The sequence below is a fragment of the Streptomyces resistomycificus genome (genome assembly GCF_001514265.1).
Lineage (GTDB): Bacteria > Actinomycetota > Actinomycetes > Streptomycetales > Streptomycetaceae > Streptomyces > Streptomyces resistomycificus.
Map to the genome: position 1 here is coordinate 293,344 of NZ_KQ948991.1, position 23,026 is coordinate 316,369.

General features: G+C 71.1%; 20 protein-coding genes and 1 pseudogene. 8 read left to right on the forward strand and 13 right to left on the reverse strand.

The window, feature by feature from the left end:
* The first annotated feature begins 30 nt into the window (after nucleotides 1–30).
* On the forward strand, nucleotides 31–219 hold the full coding sequence (locus AQJ84_RS15815; protein WP_030044312.1) for a hypothetical protein: 189 nt from the start codon (nucleotides 31–33) through the stop codon (nucleotides 217–219).
* A 23-nt stretch (nucleotides 220–242) separates the two neighbouring features.
* On the opposite strand, the gene AQJ84_RS15820 is transcribed toward AQJ84_RS15815, so the two are convergent.
* The 5 genes from AQJ84_RS15820 to AQJ84_RS15840 are packed head-to-tail and all read right to left on the reverse strand — an operon-like array spanning nucleotide 243 to nucleotide 6,058.
* Nucleotides 243–905: a hypothetical protein gene (locus AQJ84_RS15820; RefSeq protein WP_053193109.1), complete on the reverse strand. Its 663-nt coding sequence runs from the start codon at nucleotides 903–905 to the stop codon at nucleotides 243–245.
* Nucleotides 902–2,485: a sensor histidine kinase gene (locus AQJ84_RS15825; RefSeq protein WP_030044310.1), complete on the reverse strand. Its 1,584-nt coding sequence runs from the start codon at nucleotides 2,483–2,485 to the stop codon at nucleotides 902–904. The genes AQJ84_RS15820 and AQJ84_RS15825 overlap by 4 nt, the downstream gene beginning before the upstream one ends.
* Nucleotides 2,482–3,165 carry a response regulator transcription factor gene (locus AQJ84_RS15830; RefSeq protein WP_030044309.1) on the reverse strand — a complete coding sequence of 228 codons (684 nt, stop codon included), beginning with the start codon at nucleotides 3,163–3,165 and terminating at the stop codon, nucleotides 2,482–2,484. The genes AQJ84_RS15825 and AQJ84_RS15830 overlap by 4 nt, the downstream gene beginning before the upstream one ends.
* A gap of 23 nt (nucleotides 3,166–3,188) precedes the next feature.
* Complete coding sequence (murJ, locus tag AQJ84_RS15835; protein WP_053193112.1) at nucleotides 3,189–4,865, reverse strand: murein biosynthesis integral membrane protein MurJ; 1,677 nt, start codon at nucleotides 4,863–4,865, stop codon at nucleotides 3,189–3,191.
* Nucleotides 4,862–6,058: a lipid II:glycine glycyltransferase FemX gene (locus AQJ84_RS15840; RefSeq protein ID WP_030044307.1), complete on the reverse strand. Its 1,197-nt coding sequence runs from the start codon at nucleotides 6,056–6,058 to the stop codon at nucleotides 4,862–4,864. The genes murJ and AQJ84_RS15840 overlap by 4 nt, the downstream gene beginning before the upstream one ends.
* A gap of 216 nt (nucleotides 6,059–6,274) precedes the next feature.
* Between AQJ84_RS15840 and AQJ84_RS15845 the strand changes: the two genes are divergently transcribed.
* Entirely contained in the window at nucleotides 6,275–7,477 is a 1,203-nt protein-coding gene (locus tag AQJ84_RS15845; protein WP_030044306.1) for a L,D-transpeptidase, read from the forward strand.
* A 153-nt stretch (nucleotides 7,478–7,630) separates the two neighbouring features.
* Here AQJ84_RS15845 and AQJ84_RS15850 read toward each other — a convergent pair whose 3' ends face one another.
* Entirely contained in the window at nucleotides 7,631–10,432 is a 2,802-nt protein-coding gene (locus tag AQJ84_RS15850; protein WP_059198829.1) for a beta-L-arabinofuranosidase domain-containing protein, read from the reverse strand.
* Nucleotides 10,433–10,800: 368 nt separating this feature from the next.
* Here AQJ84_RS15850 and AQJ84_RS15855 point away from each other — a divergent pair, with 368 nt between their 5' ends.
* From AQJ84_RS15855 to AQJ84_RS44160, 5 genes and pseudogenes are all read left to right on the forward strand, one after another.
* Nucleotides 10,801–12,228 (forward strand): RICIN domain-containing protein, encoded by a 1,428-nt coding sequence (locus AQJ84_RS15855; RefSeq protein WP_030044593.1) that lies wholly within the window; start codon nucleotides 10,801–10,803, stop codon nucleotides 12,226–12,228.
* Nucleotides 12,229–12,579: 351 nt separating this feature from the next.
* On the forward strand, nucleotides 12,580–13,938 hold the full coding sequence (locus AQJ84_RS15860; RefSeq protein ID WP_051870242.1) for a lipase family protein: 1,359 nt from the start codon (nucleotides 12,580–12,582) through the stop codon (nucleotides 13,936–13,938).
* Between the two features lie 251 nt (nucleotides 13,939–14,189).
* Nucleotides 14,190–15,635: a polysaccharide deacetylase family protein gene (locus AQJ84_RS40295; RefSeq protein ID WP_063804456.1), complete on the forward strand. Its 1,446-nt coding sequence runs from the start codon at nucleotides 14,190–14,192 to the stop codon at nucleotides 15,633–15,635.
* 74 nt (nucleotides 15,636–15,709) lie between these two features.
* Nucleotides 15,710–17,401 (forward strand): rhamnogalacturonan lyase B N-terminal domain-containing protein, encoded by a 1,692-nt coding sequence (locus AQJ84_RS15870; RefSeq protein ID WP_053192854.1) that lies wholly within the window; start codon nucleotides 15,710–15,712, stop codon nucleotides 17,399–17,401.
* A gap of 6 nt (nucleotides 17,402–17,407) precedes the next feature.
* Nucleotides 17,408–17,512: pseudogene (locus AQJ84_RS44160) on the forward strand (TetR family transcriptional regulator); the annotation flags it as partial.
* A gap of 64 nt (nucleotides 17,513–17,576) precedes the next feature.
* On the opposite strand, the gene amaP reads toward AQJ84_RS44160, so the two are convergent.
* The 5 genes from amaP to AQJ84_RS15895 are packed head-to-tail and all read right to left on the reverse strand — an operon-like array spanning nucleotide 17,577 to nucleotide 20,013.
* Entirely contained in the window at nucleotides 17,577–18,170 is a 594-nt protein-coding gene (gene amaP, locus AQJ84_RS15875; protein WP_030044589.1) for an alkaline shock response membrane anchor protein AmaP, read from the reverse strand.
* Between the two features lie 10 nt (nucleotides 18,171–18,180).
* Complete coding sequence (locus AQJ84_RS15880; protein WP_053192856.1) at nucleotides 18,181–18,870, reverse strand: DUF6286 domain-containing protein; 690 nt, start codon at nucleotides 18,868–18,870, stop codon at nucleotides 18,181–18,183.
* Nucleotides 18,867–19,316: an Asp23/Gls24 family envelope stress response protein gene (locus AQJ84_RS15885; RefSeq protein ID WP_030044587.1), complete on the reverse strand. Its 450-nt coding sequence runs from the start codon at nucleotides 19,314–19,316 to the stop codon at nucleotides 18,867–18,869. Before AQJ84_RS15885 ends, AQJ84_RS15880 begins: the two co-directional genes overlap by 4 nt.
* Nucleotides 19,313–19,540: a hypothetical protein gene (locus tag AQJ84_RS15890; RefSeq protein WP_030044586.1), complete on the reverse strand. Its 228-nt coding sequence runs from the start codon at nucleotides 19,538–19,540 to the stop codon at nucleotides 19,313–19,315. The genes AQJ84_RS15885 and AQJ84_RS15890 overlap by 4 nt, the downstream gene beginning before the upstream one ends.
* Before the next feature lie 38 nt (nucleotides 19,541–19,578).
* Nucleotides 19,579–20,013, reverse strand: a complete 435-nt coding sequence (locus AQJ84_RS15895) for an Asp23/Gls24 family envelope stress response protein (RefSeq protein ID WP_030044585.1) — start codon at nucleotides 20,011–20,013, stop codon at nucleotides 19,579–19,581.
* Between the two features lie 140 nt (nucleotides 20,014–20,153).
* Here AQJ84_RS15895 and AQJ84_RS15900 point away from each other — a divergent pair, with 140 nt between their 5' ends.
* Entirely contained in the window at nucleotides 20,154–20,918 is a 765-nt protein-coding gene (locus AQJ84_RS15900; protein ID WP_030044584.1) for a hypothetical protein, read from the forward strand.
* A 70-nt stretch (nucleotides 20,919–20,988) separates the two neighbouring features.
* On the opposite strand, the gene AQJ84_RS15905 is transcribed toward AQJ84_RS15900, so the two are convergent.
* Nucleotides 20,989–22,062 (reverse strand): HTTM domain-containing protein, encoded by a 1,074-nt coding sequence (locus tag AQJ84_RS15905; RefSeq protein WP_051870239.1) that lies wholly within the window; start codon nucleotides 22,060–22,062, stop codon nucleotides 20,989–20,991.
* Nucleotides 22,063–22,096: 34 nt separating this feature from the next.
* Nucleotides 22,097–22,678 carry a DUF5819 family protein gene (locus tag AQJ84_RS15910; protein WP_051870238.1) on the reverse strand — a complete coding sequence of 194 codons (582 nt, stop codon included), beginning with the start codon at nucleotides 22,676–22,678 and terminating at the stop codon, nucleotides 22,097–22,099.
* Nucleotides 22,679–23,026 lie beyond the last annotated feature (348 nt).

Consider the following 23,026-nt stretch of genomic DNA (forward strand, 5'->3'; position numbering starts at 1 on the left):
GACGGGACGGGGTCGGATGACGGGGGAACAGTGAGCAGGAGACGCTACGTCGCCAGGGGTGTGCCGGGTGGCTACCGCGTCTGGGACAACCGAGGGCGCCGGTGGTGGGGCGATCTCTACGAGTTGTGCCCTGACGATCTCCTGGCCGAGCTCAACGGCCGGGCGGACCAGGCGCGGATCACCGTGCTGATGAAGCGCTACAGGGCACAGAAGCGGTAGGCGCCACCCCGTGTGACGCGTTCTCAGCCGGTCGTGCCGGACGGCGTCGTCCGGGCCCGGGTCCCGGTGGCCGCGGGTGCGTTTTCGGCGCTGCCGGGGGCCAGTCCGCAGGTGCCGGACCTCGATGCCCCGTCCTGGCCCGTCAGTTGTACGACGACCTGGCCCTCGGCGTCCTGGCTGTAGGCGATCGTGCAGGTCAGCTGACGTAGAGCGATGCTGTCCAGGTCCCCCAGGGCGAGGGGCAGGCGGGCCGTGACCCTGCCGTCCGGGGAGGAGTCGACCTTCAGGGCCCCGCCGGGGCGGGCGGTGGGAAGGGAGGTGCTCAGGCCGGCGGCCCGGTCGTCCTCGTGGGGACCGCCGAGCAACGCCAGGACGACTTTCTCGGTCGGCACCAGTCCGGACTCGTCGGCGGAGTTCTGCTCTTCGGCGCCCGGATCGAAGTAGTGGTCGCCGAACTCGGCCGAGGGCTGGGTCGCACGCATGACGGGGCTCACCCCTCCGTCGGGAGTGCGGAAGAAGAGCAGCATGTGGTAATCACGGTCGAGGAAGGCCTGGAAGCTGGCGGGACCGCCCGCCTCGATGACGTCGGTCTCCTGGATGCCGCAGCCACCGATCAGCGGTACGGCGGCCACGAGGGCGACGACGGCGACGGCCGCCGCACGTCGGCGCGTCCGCGCACGCCTCATCCGCCGGCCTCCTCCGTGTGAAGCGGTATCTCGACGGTGAAGACGGCGCCGCCCTCGGGGCGGTTCCCCGCGCGGATCGTTCCGCCGTGCAGCTTCACGTTCTCCAGGGTGATCGCCAGTCCCAGGCCGCTGCCCGCCGAGCGGGTACGCGCCGCGTCGGCCTTGTAGAAGCGGTCGAAGATGTGCGGGAGCGATGCGGGGCGGATCCCGGGTCCGCTGTCCACGACCTCGGTGATCAGCACGGACGGTTCAGGGGAGCGTGCCTCGGTGCGCAGGCCTACGGTGACGGGTGCGCCGCCGTGCCGCAGGGCGTTGCCGACGAGGTTGGCGATCACGACGTCGAAGCGGCGCGGGTCGAGCCGGGCGCGGATGCCGTCGGGGAGGTCGACGCGGACCCGGTCGTCGGTCCAGTGCCGGTTGTGGAGGGTCTTGCGGATCGCCTCGGCCACGTCGACCTCGTCCGCGTTCAGCTCGGCCGCGCGGGCGTCGAAGCGGGAGATCTCCATCAGGTCCTCGACGAGCACGGCGAGCTTTCCGGTCTCCGCGCTGACCAGCCGGACCGCCCGGGCGGTGTCGGAGTCCAGGCCGTCCGCGTCCTCGTCGAGGACCTCCGTGACGGCGAGCATGCCGGCGAGGGGGGTGCGCAGTTCGTGCGAGACGTCGGAGGCGAAGCGGCGGGCGCGTTCCTCGGCCGCGCGCAGTTCCCGTACGGACCGCTCCAGTTGGCCCGTCGACTCGTTGAAGGTGCGTGCCAGGTCCGCCAGTTCGTCGCTGCCCCGTACCGCGATCCGGGTGTCGAGTCTGCCGCTGCCCATGCTCCGGGCCGCCTGGCGCAGTTCCCGCACCGGGCGCAGCACGCTGCGGGCGGCGATCAGACCGGGTATCAGCGCGACGGCGAGGCCGGGCAGGGCGCCGTCCCGGGCGGCCATGAGGAGGGCGTCGACGTTGACCTGCTCGTCGGTCATCCGCATGACGGCGTAGAGGACGAGTCCGCTCGGCAGCACGCTGTCCGGGCTCGTCTTGAATACCATGGGCATGGCGATGGTCAGGTAGGGAACGCCGTCCTTGACGACCCGCTCGAAGCTGCCGTAGGGGTGGGCCCGCGCGGCCCGGCGCAGTTCGGGGGTGATGACGGTGGAGACGGGGTTCTCGCCCGAGGAGGCGCGGATCGAACCGTACTCGGCGAACACCACCCAGGGGTGCGGCTTGCCCCTGCGGGCGATGTCGCGCAGGACGTCCTCCAGGCCTTCGTTCTGCAAGGGCAGGGTGAAGGCGGTCTGCTGTACGTGCTCGCGGAACGACGTGACCGCCGTGTCCTGGGCGGTCTGCAAAACCGCGTTGCGGGCCTCACGGTAGGTCAGCGCGGCCGTCGTCCCCGCACTGACGGCGGCGACCATCAGGAAGGCGAGGAGCAGCCGCGTACGCAGCCCGAACGCCCTGACCCGCGACCGCTCGCCGGAGGTCACGGCCCCCGGCGCGTCCCGCCCGTCCCGCCCGTCCCGCCCTTCTCGTTCGTCCCGTCCGTCTCGTTGTGCGTCCTTGTCGCGGCGCGACCGACCGAGACGTGGGCCGGTGATCACAGCGGTCCGAAGCGGTAGCCGAAGCCCCGCAGTGTCTGGACGTAGCGTGGGCTTCCTGCCTCGTCCTCGATCTTGCCGCGCAGTCGTGCGACGCAGGCGTCGACCAGTCGGGCGTCGGCGTGGAAGCTGTGGTCCCAGACGTGCTCCAGCAGTTGCTGCCTGCTGAACACCTGCTCGGGGGCGGCGGAGAGGTGCAGCAGGAGCTTGAGTTCGGAGGGGGCGAGCGGGAGCGGCCGGCCGGCTTTGGTGACGGTCAGTCCGATCCGGTCGATGGTGAGTTCACCGTAGACCTCGATGGCCGGGCGGCCCGCGCCGCTGTCGTCCAGGCGGCGCAGTACGGCACGGATCCGGGCCTCGATCACCTCGGTGCGGGCGGGCTTGACGATGTAGTCGTCGGCACCGGCTTCCAGGCCGATGACCACGTCGAAGTCGTCGCCGCGCGCGGTGAGCATGATGATCGGCAGCTGGCTGCGCTCGCGGACCTGCCGGCAGACCTGTACGCCGTTCATGCCGGGCAGCATCAGGTCCAACAGCAGCAGATCCGGGCGGAATTCGGCCAGCGCGGCGAGGCCGGCCTCGCCGGTCGCGGCCGCCCGTACCTCGTGGCCGCGGCGGCGCAGACCGAGTTCGACCCCTTCGCGTACGGAAGGGTCGTCCTCGATGAGGAGCACGCGGGGCATCGGCAGTTCTCCCTCGGTGATGGTCAGGTCCGGGTCCATCGTCGGCGTACGCCCGTGAGCAGCGCGTCGAGTTGGGCGAGTCGCAGGGGACGGGCGAGCAGGGCGAAGGTGAGGACGACGACGGCCGCGCCGGCAGTTGCGGCGGCGAGGGCACCCGCCCGCCAAGCGCCCTGGGCCGCGAGGTGACCCAGCGCGGTGGCGGGGACCGCGGCGAGCAGCAGCCGCGCGTGAGCGCCGACGGCGGACGAGCGCAGGGGGCGGGCGACGGCGAGCCGGCGGCTGAGCACCAGGCCGGTCACCACCCAGCCCGCGCACAGTGCCAGGGAGTACGCCGCCGCCATGCCCGTCACGGCCCAGCGGGCCGGCAGCAGGTGTGCGGCGGCCAGGGACAGTCCCGCGTTGAGGGCGACGATCACGAGGTTGAGCAGGAACGGCGTACGGGTGTCGGAGAGCGCGTAGAAGGTGCGGGACAGGACGTACTGGCCCGACAGGGCGATCAGGCCCGGCGCGAAGGCCATCAGGATCCCGGCCATGGCGGCCGTGTCGGCGGCGCTGGTCCTGCCGTACCCGAAGACGAGGGCCATCACCGGCTGCGCGAGGGCGAACAGCGCGCAGGCGGCTGGCACGACGGCCGAGGCGCTCACGCGCAGGGCGTGGGAGACGTCGCGCCGCACGGCGGCGGTGTCCCCGTCGGCGGCGGCCGCGCTCATCCGGGGCACCAGCGCGGTCACCACGGAGACCGTGATGATGCCGTGCGGTACGACCCACAGGGCATAGGCGTTGTTGTACGCGCCGTATCCGGGGCCGCCGTCGAGGCCCGCGGTGGTGGCCAGCCGGGTGGTGACCCAGTACGCGGCCTGGTTGGCCAGGACCAGCAGCACCAGCCAGCCGGCCGAGCGCAGGGGGCGGGTCAGTCCGCTGCCGCGCCAGTCGAAGCGGGGCCGCCAGCGGAAGCGGGCCGCGCGCAGGGCGGGGACGAGGGCGAGTGCCTGCACGGCGATGCCGGCGGTCGTGCCCCAGCCGAGCACGGCGGTCTCGGTCGCGGTGAGCGTGCCCCCGCGTCCCGTGGTCAGGGCCAGGTACAGGCCGAAGACGGTGATGACGACGACGTTGTTCAGGACCGGCGTCCACATCATCGCGCCGAACCGGCCGCGTGCGTTGAGTACTTGGCCGAGCAGCGTGAACAGTCCGAGGAAGAAGATCTGGGGCAGGCAGTAGCGGGCGAACGCGGTGGTCATGGCCGCCTGCCGGCCGGTGTAGTCGGTGTACGCGTCGACGATCGCGGGGGCCGCCCACACCGCGGTCGCGGTGATCGCCAGCAGGGCGGCGACGCAGACGGTGACGAGCCGGTCGGTGTACGCGACGCCGCCGTCGTCGTGCTCCTTGGCGGCCTTGACCAGCTCGGGCACGAAGACGGCGTTCAGCGCGCCGCCGAGGAGCAGCATGTAGACGATGGTGGGCAGGGCGTTGCCGACCGCGTAGCCGTCGGCGACCGGCCCGATGGTGCCCAGCGCCGCCGCGACCACGGCGGACCGGGCGAAACCGGTGGCCCGGCCGACGACGGATCCGGCGGCCATGACGGCGCTGCTGCGTGCCGCGGAGGTTGTCTTCGTCGCTTTCGCGCGGTCCGCGCCGGTCGCGTCCGCGCTGTTCGCGCGGTCCGCGCCGGCCGGCGTCGTCGGCGGTGTCGTCTGCTTCATCGGCGGTTCAGGTACGCCTGGAAGGCGCGGTGAAGCGCGTGGTTGGCGCTGCCGCCCATTGGTCTCTCCCATTCCCCCAACGTCTCGACGACCTGTCCTCCGGTGCCGAGCTTCCACCGCAGCAGTCCGTACGCACGTTCCCCCGGATCGAGAGTGGAGGGTACCCCGCGCATGTCGTACACGTCGGCGCCGAGGGCGTGGGCGTCCTGCAGCATCCGCCACTGCAGGGCGTTGGAGGGCCGGACCTCGCGACGGTGGTCGGCCGAGGCGCCGGTCTGGTACCAGGCCCGGCGGCCGACCGTGATCATCGTGTGGGCGGCCAGGATCTCTCCCTGGTGACGGGCCACGTACAGCTTCATCCGGCCCGGTTCCTCGGCGTTGAGCGCCGCGTACTGACGCTCGTAGTAGGCGAGCGAGCGGCCGAGCCGGAATCCGTCGCGTCGCTCGGTGACGCCGAGCAGCCGGTAGAACTCGGGGAGTTCCGCCGCGCTGCCCACCACCACCTCCACGCCCTCCTTCTGGGCCCGGCGCACGTTGCGTCGCCACTCCTGGTTGAGCCCGGACCACAGGTCCTCGGCGGTGCGTCCGGCGAGCGGCACGTGGAAGACGTGCCGGGGCTGGGCGTCCCCGTCCTCTCCGGTCCCCTCACCACCGCAGCGGCGCCAGCCCCGGGCCCGCAGCCGCTCGGCGACGGCGGTGCCGAGCGGGTCGACCTCACTGGCGAGGATGTCGCCCAGGCGTCGGCCCGGGCCGGCGAGCGGCTTGAGCAGGGCGGAGTCCCAGCGCCGGTAGGCGGGCGACGGGCCGATGCGCACGGCGAAGGCGCCCGCGCGGCGCAGGTGTTCGAGGAGCGGACCGAGCCAGCCGTCGACGTCGGGGTCGCTCCAGTCGGCGACGGGCCCTTCGGGGAGGTAGGCGAAGTACTTGCGGGTGCCGGGGAACTGCCGCAGCAGCACCAGGGCCACACCCGTCAGCGCGCCTGCCTCCGGATCCGGTCCCCAGCCCAGCAGTTGGGCGCGCCAGCCCTCCTTGACGTCGGCCCAGGACGGGCACTGCAGGAATCCGGCGCCGAGGGCGGTGCCGTCGGGGGACGCGAGGAAGGCGCGGTAGGTCTCCGCGGTGATGGGTCGCAGGACGGTGCCCCGGTCCCCTGCCTGGCTTACGCGGCCGGGCGGAACGAGCAGCGCTGACACAGTCTGAGCCTCTCCTTCTCCCCGGACCTGTGGCGGGGACGGACAGGATGCTCACAGCGGCCCATGACCGCTCCGCGCGGCGAATGTGACCGGAGCATGACCGTTCCTCACCAGTCGCCGTCACATTGCTCCATAGCGGCTGACCTCGGGTTTTCCGGCTCTACAGTCACGACATCGCCGACTCGTCCCGCTCTCGTTCCGTTCCCGGAGGTCCCGTTGCCCCGCATCCGCGTACTCGCCCGTGCCCGCGTCCGGGCCGCCCTCGTGGCCGCCCTGCTGGCGCCGCTCGCCGCCTGCTCGTCGAGCGCCTCCTCGGGCGCCCCGGACACCAAGGTGAAGCCGGGCGCCGACGACCGCCCGGTCACGGTCACCGTCACGCCCACGGGAGAGCGGGTACCGGCGGGCAAGCCCGTGAGGGTCACGGCCACGGGCGGCGAACTCACCTCGGTGACCGTCACCGACGCCGAGGGCCACCGGCTCGTAGGCAAGGTCGCCGCCGACGGCCGGTCGTGGGTCTCCGACCGCAAGGCCGTACCCGGGACGGCTTACGCGGTGACGGCGGCGACCCGGTCCGAGGGCGGAACCGCCAAGAGCACCAAGTCCCGCTTCACGACGGCTCCGGCGGACAAGGTCAACAAGGTCGACTGGCGACCGGGCGCCGCCACCACCGTCGGCGTCGCCCAGCCGATCTCCCTGGTCTTCGACCATCCGGTCAGGAACCGGGCCGAGGTCGAGAAGCAGCTCGAGATCACCACCTCGGACGGCACCGAGGGCTCCTGGGGCTGGATACGCGACTGGTCGGGCAGAGACCGGGTGGACTGGCGGCCCAAGTCGTACTGGAAGCCCGGCACCAAGGTCACACTGAACGCCGAGTTGAACGGCACCGACTCGGGCGCGGACGGCGGCTGGTTCGTACGCGACTACACGACCGCCTTCACCGTCGGCACCCGGCAGATCGTCAAGGTCGACCTCGACAGCCACCAGCTCACCCTCGTCCGCGACGGCGAGACGGTGCGGCGCATACCGGTCTCCGGCGGCACGCCCGGCGGTGACAAGCGCTCCTGGCGCGGAACCGCCGTGCTCATGGCCAAGGAGGGCACGATCAACATGAACTCCGAGACGGTGGGCCTGGCCGACGCCTACAACAAGATGGTCGACTACTCGATGCGGCTGACCTGGTCGGGCATGTACGCGCACGCCGCCCCCTGGAACGCGCGCTACTTCGGCAACGCCAACCAGAGTTCCGGCTGCATAGGAATGAGCGACGCGGACGCGGCCTGGTTCTACGGGCAGGTACGGCCGGGCGACCCGTTCGAGATCACCGGCAGGGACACCAAGGGAGTCGTCGAGCCCGGGAACGGCTTCGGCGCGTGGAACCTCTCGTGGACCGAGTGGCAGGAGAAGAGCGCGCTGCGCTGAGAGGCGGCCCGGGTACCCCATGCCGCGGCGCCCGACGGTGCCGCGGTGGACGTCGTCATTCCGCTGATCGACGCCGGGGCGGGCGTCGCGATTCCGCTGATCGACGCCGGGGGTACGGCGCCGATCAGCGTTCCGCGGCGGGCCGGTCGCCCGTCAGGCCGCGTAGGTCGCGTTCTGCGCCGTGGTGACCACCTTCTGGCCGTCGGCCTGGGTGAGCCGGCCCGCGGCCACCCATGAGTTCACCGTCGACTGCACCCTCGTCACCAGTGCGTTCTTGTCGCTGAACGGGGCACCGGCCCATATCTCGTCCAGGAGCGTGGTGCCGTCGGTCTTCGCCGGGTTGGCGACCTGGGAGTCGGTGTTCCCGAAGACGACCCTGGGCTCGGAACGGCGGACGTAGGCGTGGGTCGGGTCCTCGGTGCCTTCGTAGAAGGGGGCGAACTCGGTGCCGTTCCGGGTGTAGTGGAGGGGCTTGCCCGTCACCGGGGTCAGGGAGGGCAGCAGGTCACCGGAGAGCGCGGCGTTGGCGTACAGCCCCACCTGGAGGTAGCTGGTGCTGGTGTTGCGGCCGACCAGGTTGACCGGGCCGTAGAACAGGGTCTGCAGGGACGGGTCGTCGAGCGCCTTCTCCACCCGGAGACGGAAGGGGATGGTGACGCGCACGGTGTCGCCGCTGCGCCAGGTACGGGACACGGTGAAGTAACTCCCGGCGGCCGGGGTGCCGCTGACCGCGCTGCCGTTCACGGTCACCTTGAAGCCGCTGGTCGCCCAGGACGGCACGCGGAGCTTCAGTTCGAAGGAGGCGGTGGCTCCGCCGAAGGTGAGGGTCGAGCCCTGCTCCCTCGGATAGTCCGTGGTCTGGGTGACGGTGACGCCCTTCTCGGACCAGGTCAGGGTGGTCGGGCTGTACAGGTTGACGTACAGCGCGCTGCCGTCGGCCTTCTTGAAGTACACCGAGTCCTGGTACTTGGTGGCGCTCTCCATGCCGGTGCCCTCGCAGCAGGTGGTGCCCTGCTTCGGCGTGTAGTCCCGGACATGACCGGGTGTCAGGCCGATGAAGTAGGTGACGAGCGGCTTCTCGGCGTCGGCCTTGTCCTGCTTGGAGCCGAGGACCTGGTTGTACAGGGCCCGCTCGTAGTACTCCAGGTACTTGGGGTCCTGGTCGTGGAAGAACAGCATCCTGCTGAGCTTGAGCAGGTTGTACGCGCAGCAGGTCTCCGCGTTGGTGTCGCTGATCGTGCCCGCGATGACGCCGCGCGCCTTCCAGAACTCACCCGTGCTGGTGCCGCCGATGCCGTACATGCGGTTCGGGACGACCATGTTCCAGAAGTTCTTGGCGGCGTTGAGGTAGCGGGTCTCGCCCGTCGCGTCGTAGAGGCGGACGTACCCGGTCATGATCGGGATGTGCTGGTTGGCGTGCAGGCCGTCGAGCGTGTCCGTGTTCGCGGCGCAGGCGTCGATGAGCGTGTCCAGGTCGAACAGTTTGGCCAAGGCGAGGTGTTCGGCTTTTCCGGTGACCGTGTACAGGTCGACGATGGTCTCGACGATGCCGCCGAACTCGCCGCTGGAGAAGATGCCCCACATCCGCTGGAGGGTGGCGTCGGGCAGCTTGGACAGCCGGGAGTACATCCAGTCGCACATGCCGGACGCCAGGTCGAGCGCCCGGGCGTCGTCGGTGGCGAGGTACGCGTCCAGCAGGCCCTTCAGGATCTTGTGAGCGGTGTAGTAGGGCGCCCACACCTTGGTGTAGTCGGCGCTGGTCCTCGTCTCCAGGTCGATGAACTGCGTCTCGGGGTACGCCGCCAGGAACCCGGGATGGCTGGGTCCGCCCCAGGTGCGGCGCAGCCTGGCGGTCAGGCCACGCCCCGAGGCGTCGGCCCAGGTGTCGTCGGCGGTGGTGGCGAAATAGTAGGACGCGAGGTTGCCCAGCCCTGCCGAGGAGAGCTTGGCCTCCTTGGTCTGCAGCGAGGTGATGTCGGCCGCGGTCAGGGCCCGCGAGTAGACGTTGAACTCGTCGAAGGCGCCCGCGAACACCGGGTCGGCGAAGTTCGAGCGCCCCAGCCAGTTGTTCGTCAGGGTGCCCAGTGCCGCCGGGTTGAGCGTCATCGAGGTGTTCTGGGCGACGGCGGTGCCGTTGACGTAGAGGGTGCCGGTCGTGCCACTGATCGTGACCGCCAGGTGGCTCCACTGGCCGAGCGGCAGGGCGGCGGTGCCGTTGAGGGCCTGCTCACCGCCCGGACCGCTGGTGGTGATGGCGAAGCGCGGTACCCCGTTCCCGTTGCGGGAGGCCAGGTACATGTAGCGGGTGGTGTTGTTGCCGAAGTCGAACACCCGCTGCCAGTTGGCGTTGTGGGTGGGCTTCACCCAGACCGACAGGGTGATCGCCGAGGCACCGCCGAGCACGGCGGCCGGCAGGTCGACGTACTGGTACGAGCCCCGGACGTTCTCGTGCGCGCCGCCCCACTTGCCGGTGACGGCGAGCATGCGCGGGCTGGTGCGCAGCGCCGCACGGACCTCGGTGAGCGCACCGACCATGGTCGCGATCCTGTCGGCGTACGCCTGGTCGCCGGTGCTCGCGTACGCCTGCGACAGCATGGTCAGGAAGTGGCCGGTGTAGTGGCCGCGCAGGTTGCCGTTGGCCTCGCCGTCCAGGCCCTCCCAGCCGCCCGGGGCGACGGCGCCGCCCGTGGACAGACCGGCGTTGGCGCGGAAGACCTGGAGCAGCCGGTTCACGTCGTAGCCGCGGCCGTGGTCGAGCATCAGCTGGCGCTTCGTGGCGAAGACACCCTGCCCGAGTCTGACGTCCTTGAGCTCGAACGGCCGGAGGGCCCAGGCGGAGGGCGCCGGCAACGTGGCGGCCGCTGCCCGGCCGCCCGCGGCGCAGGTGACGGCCGGTGCCGCCGTGGCGAGCAGTGCGGCCTGGAGAAGGGTCCGTCGGGAGAGGGCGCGTGCCATGCGGTCCTCGTTTCTACGCGGGGGGGCCGAGGCTCGCTGGACGGAGACCGCGGATTGTTCGAGATACTGGACGATGTCCGTAACGTCGACCAGAAGGTAAGTTCGAGACGCGATCACGTCAACGCTACCGACGGGTTCACTTCCGGTCGTCTTCGGTGACCGGGCGCCGACGAGGCCGCTCACCGCGCCCGCCGCACCCGTCTTCGACGGCGCGAAAACCAGCCACGTGCACACCCCTTGACGCACTGCGCCAACAGACAGTCTGATGTGCGGCGGCGTTCGTTCAAGCCGAATTTTGATCGGTTCTGGTCTGCCTTGTTTTCTCTGACGGATCGTCAAGGCAGCCGTGTGGAAGGAAAAGACCCTCAATGCGCCGTGTCTGGCTGTTCCTCCTCGCCACGCTCCTCAGCCTCGCCCCCTTGACCCTCGTGACCGGAACCGCGCACGCGGCGACCGTCACGATCCCCAACGGGACCCAGTTCACCGACACCACGGGAGCCGTGGTGCACGCCCACGGCGGCGGTGTGATCAAGGTGGGCTCCTACTACTACTGGTTCGGTGAGAACCGCAACGAGGACAACTCCTTCCGGTACGTGTCCGCCTACCGCTCGACCGACCTGAAGACCTGGGAGTTCCGGCGTCATGTCCTGACCCAGGCCTCCGACCCGGAGCTCGCCTCGGCCAACATCGAGCGCCCCAAGGTCATGTACAACAGCACCACCGGCAAGTTCGTCATGTGGATGCACAAGGAGCTGGCCACCGACTACACCCAGGCCCGCGCCGCCGTCGCCGTCTCCGACACCGTCGACGGCGACTACACCTGGCAGGGCAGCTTCCGCCCGCTGGGCCACATGTCCCGTGACATCACCGTCTACACGGACGACGACGGCACCGGCTACATGATCTCGGCCGCCCGCGAGAACCGCGACCTGCACATCTACCGCCTCAGCCCCGACTACCGCACCGTCGAGACCCGCGTGCAGCTGCTCTGGCCCGGCCAACTGCGCGAGGCCCCGGCACTGTTCAAGCGCAACGGCGTCTACTTCCTGCTCACCTCCGGCGCCACCGGCTGGCGGCCCAACCAGCAGATGTACGCGACCGCCTCCAGCGTCACCGGCACCTGGAGCGACCTGAAACTCGTCGGTGACTCCACCGGCTACGGGTCCCAGACCACGTTCGTCCTGCCCGTGCAGGGCACCGCGGGCACCGAATACCTCTACATGGGCGACCGTTGGGGCAACTCCTTCAACCAGAACGTCAACGCCTCGAAGTACGTCTGGCTGCCGCTGGAGTTCCCCACCGACACCACGATGACCATGGACTGGTTCGCGCAGGTCGGTGTCGACACCGCGGCCGGGAAGGTCGACGGCGTCGGCGGCCCCTGGGAGACGGTCACGGCCCGCCACAGCAACAAGTGCCTCGACGTCCCCAGCCGGTCCCAGGACGACGGCACCCAGATCACCCAGTACACCTGCAACGGCGGCATGAACCAAGCATGGTGGTTCAAGGACATGGGCAGCGGATACGTCCAGGTCGTCGCCCGGCACAGCGGCAAGTGCCTCGACGTGGCCAACAACTCCACCGCCGACGGCAACCCGATCATCCAGTGGACCTGCGGCACCGGCAGCAACCAGCAGTGGCAGCTCCAGGACGCCGGTGACGGCTGGCTCCGCCTCGTCTCACGGCGCAGCGGCAAGTGCCTCGACGTGCTGGACAAGTCCACCGCCGACGGCGCCAAGCTCATCCAGTGGGGCTGCGGCACCGGCACCAACCAGCAGTTCAAGCGCGGCGCCTGAGCGGCGACGCCCTCCACTCCCGCCCCACGCGGCCCGGCCGGTTTCTCCGGCCGGGCCGCCTTTCGTGTGCCCCCCGGCGGAGCAGGCAGGAGGCGCCGACGGGCCGGCAGATGTCCGGCTGCCCCGCGACGCCCGGTGCGGGCGCCCGGACCCTCGGCGTCCTCCTCGGCGTCCCCGGCGGCACCGGCGGCACCTGCCGGGGCCCGCCGGGGCCTGGTTCCTGGGGGCGATCCGTCACGCGCTTGCTCCGGCAAATAGTTACCAGAGCGTAACTTCCCAGGGTGCTACCCGGTTTAACTAACAGTGCTAGTTTTCCGGCACCCTGCAACGAAGCAGCGCGAGGAGTGAACTGTGAGCCGTTCCAGAACCCGTCCACGTTCCGCGTTCAGCCGCCTGACCGCCGCCGCGATCGCCACCGTGGCCTGCGCCTGGGTCGGTGCGGCCCCGGCCGACGCCACCGGGACCGACCCCGAACCCGTCGTGTCCCGGGGGGTCACCATCCCGGCCTTCTACACCCCGCCCGCCCAGCTGCCGACCGCCAACGGCACCCTGATCCGGCAGGAGCCCCTCCCCCTGGGGGTCTCCCTGCCCGGCCTCGACGGCCGCCCCCTGCCGGGCACCGCCACCCGCCTGATGTACAAGTCCACCGACTCGAGCGGCCAGGCCGTCGCGGTGACCGGCGCCTACATCGAGCCGTCGGCGCGGTGGGAGGGCGCCGGGCCCCGCCCCCTGGTGGCGGTGGCCTCGGGGACCATGGGCCAGGGCGACCAGTGCGCGCCCTCGTTCGCCCTGCAGCACCCGCTCACCGTCAGCGGGGAGACCCTGTCCGTCGGCTACGACAACCTGGCGGTCTACCGCCTCCTCGCCACCGGCGCGGCCGTCGTCGTCACCGACTACGTCGGTCTGGGCGCCACCGACCGAGTGCACACCTACGTCAACCGCCTGGACGAGGGGCACGCGGTGCTGGACGCCGTCCGCGCCGCGCGCGCTCTGCCCGGCACGTCCCTCACCTCCGGCTCCCGCGTCGGCCTGTACGGCTACAGCGAGGGCGGCGGCGCCAGCGCGGCGGCGGCCGAACTCCAGCCCACCTACGCGCCCGACGTCCAGCTGGCCGGCACCTACTCGGGCGCACCGCCCGCCAACCTGACCGCCGTCATGAAGGGCATCGACGGGAGCGCCCTGGTCAGCGCTCTGGGCTGGGCGATCAACGGCTTCGCCCAGACCGACCCCGACCTGCGCGACGTCATCGAGACCAACCTCAACGACGCCGGGCGCGAGGCCCTCGCCGACACCTCGACCATGTGCGTCGGCGAGTCGATCCTCCGCTACGGCTTCGCCCGGAGCACGGCGTGGACGACCAGCGGCAAGTCCATCGCCGACATCATCGCCGCCGAACCCCGCGCCCAGGCCGTCCTCGACGACCAGCGCATCGGGACGCTCAAGCCGACCGGTCCGGTGCGGGTGGCCACCGGCGTCCAGGACGACATCGTTCCGCACGGCCAGGCCCGCCAGCTGGCCGTGGACTGGTGCCGCAAGGGCGGCAACGTCACCTACGAGGCCGTCAGCCTGCCCAACCTCGGCAACAGGATCCTCACCAACCACCTCGCCCCCCTCATCACCGACCAGGGGGCGGCCATCTCCTGGCTCACCGACCGCCTGGAGGGCAAGACGGCCACGTCCAACTGCTGGACGATGCCCTTCCAGCCCTGACCGAGCCGCCCGGCGGCCGGCCCGGCGGCCCGCCCGACAGGTCGCCGGACCGGACCGCCGCGCAGGACACGACGGACGGTCAAAACACGCCGAACCACCTGAAAGCGGGAGCAGGACCCGGGGTTCGGATTGTTCAGGCCGTCTCCGTGGGGCGCTGAAAAACGCCTCTCACCTGGACGATCGGTGATCAGAACGACCGCGACGTCCCGTCGACGGCGTCCCACGGATCCCCTCAGTCAGGTTCTGGTCTCATGCGCACTCACACGATGGTCCCGGCTCTCATGCTGCTCGGCGCCCTCTCCTTCACGGCAACCTGCTCGCCCGCCTCGTCCGCTTCCTCGGACACCGCGACCGTCAGCACACTGACCGGTTCGAGCCGCGCGTCCTCGCCGGTCCGCGGCGTCGACCCGTCGAAGATCAAGGGCCTGCGCATCGTCAGCGACAACAGCGAGAGCGGCTCCTGCCCCTTCGCGACCAGCTACCCGGACGTACCCGGCGCGCAGGCGATGACGGTCGCGATGAAGAAGTACGTGCAGCAGCGCCTGGCCACCTTCCGCTCGGCAACCTGTGAGGACGGCCAGGACGGCGGTGAGGGCGGCGAGCTCAACATCAGCCACCGCTTCCTGGTCGCCTCGGGCGACGTCCTCGGCGTCCGGCTCACCACGGAGGACCACAGTGCCGCGGGGTCGGGGCTGTCGGCCAGGACGTACTGGTACGACGGCGGGGCCGGCGCGTACCGCACGGCCCTCGGGCTCGTCGCCGACGGCTCCCGAGGCGCCTTCCTCGACGCCTTGAAGGCGCGGCTGAAGGGGCGCGAAGGCGTGGACGCGGCCTACCTCGACGACGTGTTCTCCGACGCGGACTCCCGCGCCGCCGCGCTGGACGACATGGCCTTCACCGCGGACGGCGGACTGCGGGTGGCCTTCGACCGCGGCGACGTCGGCGTCCCCGCCGCCGGGGCGTTCACGGTGACCCTTCCCAGGAAGACGGTCACCCCCTGGCTGTCCTCGTTCGGCAAGCGCGCCCAGCACCAGACCGTACGGCCGTCCCCCTCGCTTGAGCTGGGCGCGGGCCACACCCCCGCACCGTCCGTCACCACCCACACCGACTCCGGCCGTGACCGCACCAACTGCAAGCGGGTCCGGTGCATCGCGCTGACCTTCGACGACGGACCCGCCGCCCCGGAGACCAGGACCCTGCTGACCTACCTGGCGCGGTACCACGCCCGGGCCACCTTCTTCACCGTCGGTCAGAACGTCGCCGCCCACCCCGGCCTGGTCCGCGCCGAGGCCAAGGCCGGCCACGAGGTCGGCAACCACTCCTGGAACCACCCCGACCTCACCCGGCTCACCCGGCGGCAGATCGTCAGCCAGCTCAGCCGTACCAGCGCCGCCATCAAGGCCGCCACCGGCAAGGCGCCCACCCTCTTCCGCCCGCCCTACGGCGCGATCAACCAGACGGTCAGGAACGCGACGACCCTCTCGCCGGTGCTGTGGGACGTGGACACCGAGGACTGGAAGTACCGCGACTCCGACAAGGTCGCCCGGACCGTCATCAACAAGGCGGGCCGCAACGACGTCGTCCTCATGCACGACATCCACCGCACCTCGGTCGCCGCGGTCCCCCGGATCCTGCGCACGCTGACCGCCCGCGGCTACCACTTCGTCACCGTGAGCCACCTGCGCGCCACCCTCTGAGCGCACGACGCGCTCTTGCCCGTACGCCCGATCCCCGTGCGCCGGGCCCCCCTCCCCACCCGAACGGAACACCGATGCCCCAGCACGCCCGCCGACGCCTGACCCGCCGCGACGCCCTCCGTAAAACCGCCGTCGGCGGCCTCGCCCTCGCCGGAACCGCCGCGATCGCCGGACCCCTGGTCGCGGGCGCCGACGCGGCGACGCCGGACTTCGGATACCGCGACGACGGCCGCGCGTACGTGGTCGGCACCGGCGCCGACCTGGTCTTCAAGGTCGACCGTCGCACCGGCGACCTGACCTCGCTGGTGTACAAGGGCACCGAATACCAGGGTTACGGCGGCAAGAACTCCCACGTCGAGACGGGCCTGGGGACGTCGTCCGTGAGCATCCGCAAGACCGGCGACACCATCCTGGTCACCGTCGTGCACGGGACGATGCACCACTACTACGCCGCCCGCCGCGGCGAGAACAACGTGTACATGTGGACGAACAAGGCGGACGCCTCCATCACCGCCACCCGCTACATCGTCCGCGTCAGGCCCGGCCTGTTCCCCAACGACGCCCCCGACTCCTGGGACGCCCGCACCGACACCCTGGTCGAGGCCCAGGACATCCGCCGCAAGCCCAACGGCGGCACGCGCTCCAAGCACTACTCCAACCAGCGGGTCATCGACTACGACCACGTCGGCTGGAGCACCGGCGAGGTCGGCATGTGGATCGTGCGCAGCAACCACGAGAAGGCGTCAGGCGGCCCGTTCTACCGCTCGCTCATGCGCCACCACTACGAGGACGGCGCCGGGCTGTACGAGATCCTCTACTACGGGGAGAACCAGACCGAGCCGATGCGCTTCGGCCTCCAGGGCCCGTACGTCCTGGCCTTCACCGACGGATCCGCACCCTCGCCCGCGCTGCGCCACGACCGTGTCGACACCTCCTGGGTCGACGGTCTGGGCCTGGCCGGCTGGGTCGGCCGCGGCGGGCGCGGCCGGGTCGCGGGGGTCGGCCTCTCCGGGCGGGGCACGGCGTACGCCTACACCGTCGGTTTCGCCAACACCGAGGCCCAGTACTGGACCGAGGCGGACCCGGCCACCGGTCGCTTCGTGTCCCCGTACATGCTGCCCGGCACCTACACGCTCACCGTCTACAAGGAAGAACTGGCGGTGCACACCACGCGGGTCACGGTCACCGCCGGGCGGACGACCGCGCTGCACACCCTGGCGATCGGCTCCGACCCGAGCAGGAGCCGGGCCATCTGGCGGATCGGCGACTGGAGCGGCACACCGCGCGGATTCAAGAACGCCACGCTGATGACCACCATGCACCCCTCCGACGCACGGGCCAGGCCCTGGACCGGGTCCGCCCACACCGTGGGTGTCTCGCACGCCGACGACTTCCCCTGCTACCAGTGGGCGGACATCAACAACCGGATGCGGATCCGCTTCAAACTGACCTCGCAGCAACTGGCCTTGGGTCACACCCTCAACATCGGCGTCACCACGGCGTTCGCGAACGGCAGGCCGCGGGTCCGGGTCAACGACTGGGTCTCGGCCGTCCCCGCTCCGACCAAGGAGCCCTCGACCCGGTCGCTGACCGTGGGCTCCTACCGGGGCAACAACCACACCTACAGCTACGCCGTCCCGGCGAGCGCCTGGGTCAGGTCACCGGACGCCTACCAGGAGTTGACCCTCGACATCGTCAGCGGCTCCGGCGGCAGCGCCTACCTCAGCCCCGGCGTGTCGTACGACGCGATCGAGCTCCTGCCCTGAGCGGCGCTCATGCGCGGCGTCGGGAACCTCCGCATCGGCGCGGACAGCGATCCCCGCTACGACGCACGCCGACTGGTCGAACTCCTCGTCGCGGGACCGCGCCGACCGCACCGACGACCGGCCGGACATGCGCGGGGCACCGAGCGGGGGGGGAGGACCACGGCCCCCGCGGCTCTCAGGCGGCGCGTTCGGCGCGGTGGCGGACCTTCCGGAGCCGGACCTTCGCCGGAAGACGGTCCAGGCCGGCCGAGTCCCGTGCGTGTGCGAGCGTCTCCCGGCTCAGTCGCCCCAGCGTCCGCGCCGGATCCGCGTGGGGCTCCAGCAACAGCCGCACACGCGCGGTGGGAGCGGTACGCCGGCCCGTCAGCCGCACATGAGCCCGCGAGACCCCGTCCAGGGCCTGCGCCTCCTCCTCGATCACGTCCTCCAGCGTGCGGCCGTTGAGCCGGGCCGCCGTGCCGTCCTCGCTGTCGACGAGGACCTGGTCCAGGCGGTGCCGGCGCTGGGCGAACAGCCACCACAGCAGCAGGATCAACAGCACGGCCAGCGCCGCGATGACCACCGGCCACCACCAGCCATCGTCCCGCCACCGGGTGCGTCCCTCGGCGCCCAGCACCACGTCGTCCGGCCCGCGGAAGGGCCACCAGCCCGGCACGCCGAAATCCCAGTGGCGCTGCAGATCCAGCCCGCCCAGCAGTACGCCGCCGCCCAGGGCGAGGAGCCCGAGGCCGAGGAGTCCCAGCAGCACCCGGTTCACCTTCGTGAGCATCCAGATCACCTCAGCCCTTCTTCGGGCGCCGGACGCGCACGTTCAGCGTGGGTTGCCGCGCGAGAGCCAAGGACGTCACGGCTTCCTTCAGCGTGGTGTCCAGGTCGCCGCGAACCTCCTCTAGATCGCGGAAGTGGGCCTGTGCCCGGGCCTTGACCTTCCGGCGGCCGACAGCGACGTGGGCCGACCGGACACCGGGCACCCCCATGGCCCGGTCGCGCAGCACCAGGGCGGCCGCCCGGCGGTCGAGGCCCGCGCGCACCTCCTCCGGCGCGGGGACACCGGTGGGGTGCCGCATGGGCAACAGCCTGCGCAGTCCCGGCGTCACCGCCAGCAGGAAGAGCCACAGTCCGAGGGCCATCGCCACCGCGGCCCCGACGATCATCCAGACGTCGTCGAGGGGACGGGTGGCCAGTTCCTCGGCGAGCCGTCGCCGCCAGTCCATCGCGGACCGGCCCGCCCGCACCGCGATCACGTCGTACAGGAGCAGCCCGACGGCCGCGGCGGACAGCAAGGCCGCCAAGACCGCGGGGATCCGTCGCGCCGACCAGAAACGGCGCGCCGACCGGCCGGCCTCGCCGGTCGCCGCCGTCGCACCCGCGTCCGCCGCCGGGGTGTCGTCGGCGGGCGGAGCCGCCGGTCCGGACCCGGAGGGAAGATCGCTGTCGGCGGCCGGCTGCCGCGAGGTGTTCGCGCTCATCTCACCCTCTCCTGATCCGCGGACCGCGAGTGCACCGAGTGCAGTTTCCCGACCGACACCTCGAAGTGGGACAGATCCATGCCGGCCCATGTCCTGAGCCGTTCGGTGACCTCCCGGCGCACCGCGGCACACTGCGCCCCGATGTCGGACGGGTAGCCGAGCTCGACGGTGATGTCCAGCCGTGCCTCGCCGAGCACCGTCTGCCGTTCGGCGGCGGACTCCGCGTCATGTCCTTCGGTACTCGGCTCCGGTGCCCGCCGCACGGTTGTCGTCACGCGTGGCGTCCGGTGGCCGGGTGGTACCCGGCCGGCCGACTCGGTGAACCGGCTCAGCGCCTCGCGCGCCACCTGGGAAGCGATCTTCGCGACGACCCGGTCGGCGACGGTGATCGCACCGCGCTCCCCGGGGGGGATCTCCGGACGACGCCGATCGGTTTCGCTGGTCACTGCCGCCAGTCTCCCCGAGCACGACGCCGGTCATCGCGGATCCGCTCCTGCCGGTCCCGGCGGCGGACGAAGTCCCCCGGTTCGAGATCGCCTTCCGTGAACCGCCCGACCACGAGCCCCACGACGCCCAGCGCCAGCACCAGGAGGAAAGCCCAGAAGTCACCGAAATACGCGGCGAATCCCAGCGCCATTCCGGCCATCAAGCCCACCACGGCCCTGCTCATCACGCGCTCCCTCACTCAAGCGGGCTGCCCCGCCCCGGCTACTGGATCCGCTGCCGCTCCTCCTCCCCCTCGTCCTCCTCCTCGGGCAGCTTCACGTCACTGACCGCGATGTTGACTTCCACGACTTCCCGGCCCGCCATCCGCTCCACCGCGGAGATCACGTTCTCGCGCACCTCACCGGCCACGTCCGTGATCGAGACGCCGTAGTCGACGACGATCTCCAGATCGATGGCCGCCTGCACCTCTCCGACCTCGACGCTCACCCCGCGGGTGACGGACTGGCCGCTACCGGCGCCAGGCATCCGTTCCCGCATGGATCCCATCGAGCGCGCGAATCCGCTTCCCAGGGCATGGACGCCGGGCACGTCCCGCGCCGCCATCCCTGCGATCTTCTCCACCACCACGTCGGCGATGCTCGTCCGCCCGCGAGAACCGGGCGCACCCCCATACTTCGCGCCGGTGTTCTCAGTCATCGGGAATCCCTCTCACGTGAGGTCCACATAGCACTTATTGTTCAGATTATAGTCGATTTAGCACCTTTTACCCGAGTTGCGGATTGTGCGTCAGACAGGAAGAGCACCCGCGGCCGGAGACGAAAGAGGGTGAGAGGCCGGTGAAAACCGAGGCGTGGACGCAGGCAGTACGGCAGCAGCTCGACGTGGGCCGGCTGCTCCCGCTCGGCAGGCCCGACGACGGGGCATGGATCACCGAGCAAGCGGCCGTCCGTGCCCTCGCGCGCGCCGCCGCCGAGATTCCCGAGGTTCGGCTGAAGACTCTGCGCATCGGGTCGGCACCGCTCGAGCCGGTGTCCGAGCCGGCCGTCCGTCCGCCGGCCAGCGCACTGCCGCCGGGCCCGCTCAGGATCGAAGCCGCCTTCACGGCCTCCCTCGGGCGGCCGCTGTCGGAGACCGCGGACCAGTTGAGGAGCGCACTGCTTCACGCGGCCGTCGAACGGCTCGGTCTGGCCACCGTGACAGCCGACCTGCGCGTCACGGATCTCGACGAGGGCCCGGGGACAGGCGTGGAGTCGCGGACCGCAGCGGGGGCCGTGAGGTCCGCGCCGGACACCGCGGCCGCGCGCAACTCGCCCCCGCCCCAAGCGGGAACCGCACGGGGGCCTGCCGGGGAATTCGCGGAGGTGGCGACGGGTGTCGAGGGCGTCGCCCGCCTCACCACCGTGCTGGGAAGCCGACCGGTCAGGGTGGACCACCATGACGACCCGCCCGGCCGCCACGTCGAGGTCCACCTCGCGGTCGCCCCCGGACACCATCCACTGGAGGTCGCCCGCGCCGTCCGGGCCGCGGTGGCCGACGCGGCCGGCGGGGACGGACGGGGCCCGGCCACCGCCGCCGTCCTCATCACGGAAACCGCGGCCTAGCCGGCCGGGTACCGACGGCAACTCACGCCCGACCCGGCCTTGGTCCTCGCCGGCAGGCCCCGGATGGCCTTCAGCGACTCGACGGTGCGAGCTGCGCCGGCACGAGTGCCGGCTCCCCGCGAGGCGGAGCCCCCGTCTCCCAGGCGTCTGCCCGCCTGCTCCCGCGCCGCCGCAGCCGTCCCAGCGACCGGTAGAAGCGGTCCGGCAGGAACACCGCGTCCGCGATGATCATCGCGCCGGAGAAGAGCGGCAGCCCCATGAGGACGGCGATGCCCAGGTGCATGCCCAACAGCATGGTCAGGACCGGGTACTTGAGCCGTCCGAACAGGACGAACGGAAAGGCGACCTGCAGCAGCACGGTCAGACAGCAGGCGATGGCGATCAGGATGTCGTGCTCGTCCACCGTGAGGGAGAGCTCGGGCCAGGGCCGGAACAGCTCGAGGTTCAGGACGTAGTGGAGGGCGGTGCCGTTGCCCCAGGTACCGCCCTGCACCTTGTAGAGACCCGCGGATCCGTACAGGAAGCAGACCTGGGCCGCGATGACGAACATGCCGCAGTTGTGCAGTACGGCCGTCAGGGTCCGGCGGGAGTCGCGGAGCCCGGCCGCGGCCCGGCCCGTCGGCGGTCGCGCGGCTCCGCCCGCGGAGGCCCGCAGCCGGGTTCGGCGCGCGTCCAGGGACCAGCGTCTACCGCACGCGGTGAAGACGAGGTACACGGCCATCAGCAGGATGAGGTTGTCCCCGCCGTCGGTCATGAAGATCGCCCTGGCGTGGAACGAGGCCACCACGACCGCGAACAGCACGGACACCGCTCGGGTCCGCCAGCCCAGCATGAACAGCGCGGAGGTGACCAGTGCCAGCACGTAGCAGGTCTCGAAGTACGCACGGCTGTCGGACAGCGTGAGGATGCTGGCCCACCCCGTCTGGTCGAGCAGCTGTCCGGCCAGCTCGGGCGTCCACGGTGCGCCGGGGCCCCAGATCTGGTCACGGTGCGGGAACTCCCGCAGCAGGAAGACGAGATAGAGCAGGCCGTATCCGATCCGGAGGACCGCCGCGGCGTACAGCGAGACCGGCCGGTCCGTCACGACGGTGAGCAACTCACCGATCCGCTCGGGTACTCGGCGGGGCCCGCTCGCGGTCGCCACGTTCGGGCTTCGCCGACACGGCGGGACCGACTGCTCAGTTTCCACGGGGGACCACCTTCCACCAGGGCAGATACCGTGTTTCCACGGGCTTCGGCGTCGCGGCGGACGCATCGGGGCCGCTCGCCGTGACCGGCGCGGCGATGGGCACGGTGATCACCCGCAGCTGGATGGACTCGAAGGTGCCGCCGCGGTGGTCGGCGACGCGATCCGCCGCGATGTTGGTCAGGTACTGCTGCACCATCAGCGCCCGCTCCGAGCGGGGCTGGTCGTCGCCACCGTGGGTTTCGAGGTAGGAACTCCACGCCCGCCGCAGCATGTTCTGTGCCGTGTGGCTCGGGAAGGCGTTGTGCCTCACCGCGGAGTTGTCGACGGCCGTCAGATCGAACCAGCCGCTCGCCCGCACGGTGCCGTCCGCGGCGGTGTGCATGGTCCTCGCCGAGATCTGCCGGTTGACCGACTCCGGATCCGGCGCGAAGAGTCTCCAGTTCTGCTCGAACAGGGGGAAGATCCACGCGTTGACCTGCCGGCTGTACTGCTGGGAGAGCGGGTTGGGAGGTGCCACGTGCAGGAACACGAGGAGGACGTGCACCAGGGCCGTCGCCAGACACAGGAACACGGCGGCGCTCGTCCCCGCTCTCAGGAGGACGGGCGAAGACTCCGAAGGATCCTGGACCGCGGGGAATTCCCCACCCTGGGCCTTCTCCCATGTCGGCTCTGGCGCGACGGGCCTTTCCGCCCTGGCTTCTCTCACTGCTTCTCCTGAGATTTCGCCGATGGCGCGCGGCGGAATTAACGCTTTCCGCCGCGCGCCACTGGTCCTGATGGCTCACATGGAGCTATTCAGACTTCTCGTGGTGCTCTTCGCGGCCGTCGCCGTAACCCTCGGGCTTGTCGCCGTGGTCATGGTCGCCGGGCTTCTCGGGCTTTCCGTCCTGGCCGTGGTGACCGGGCTTTCCACCGTCTT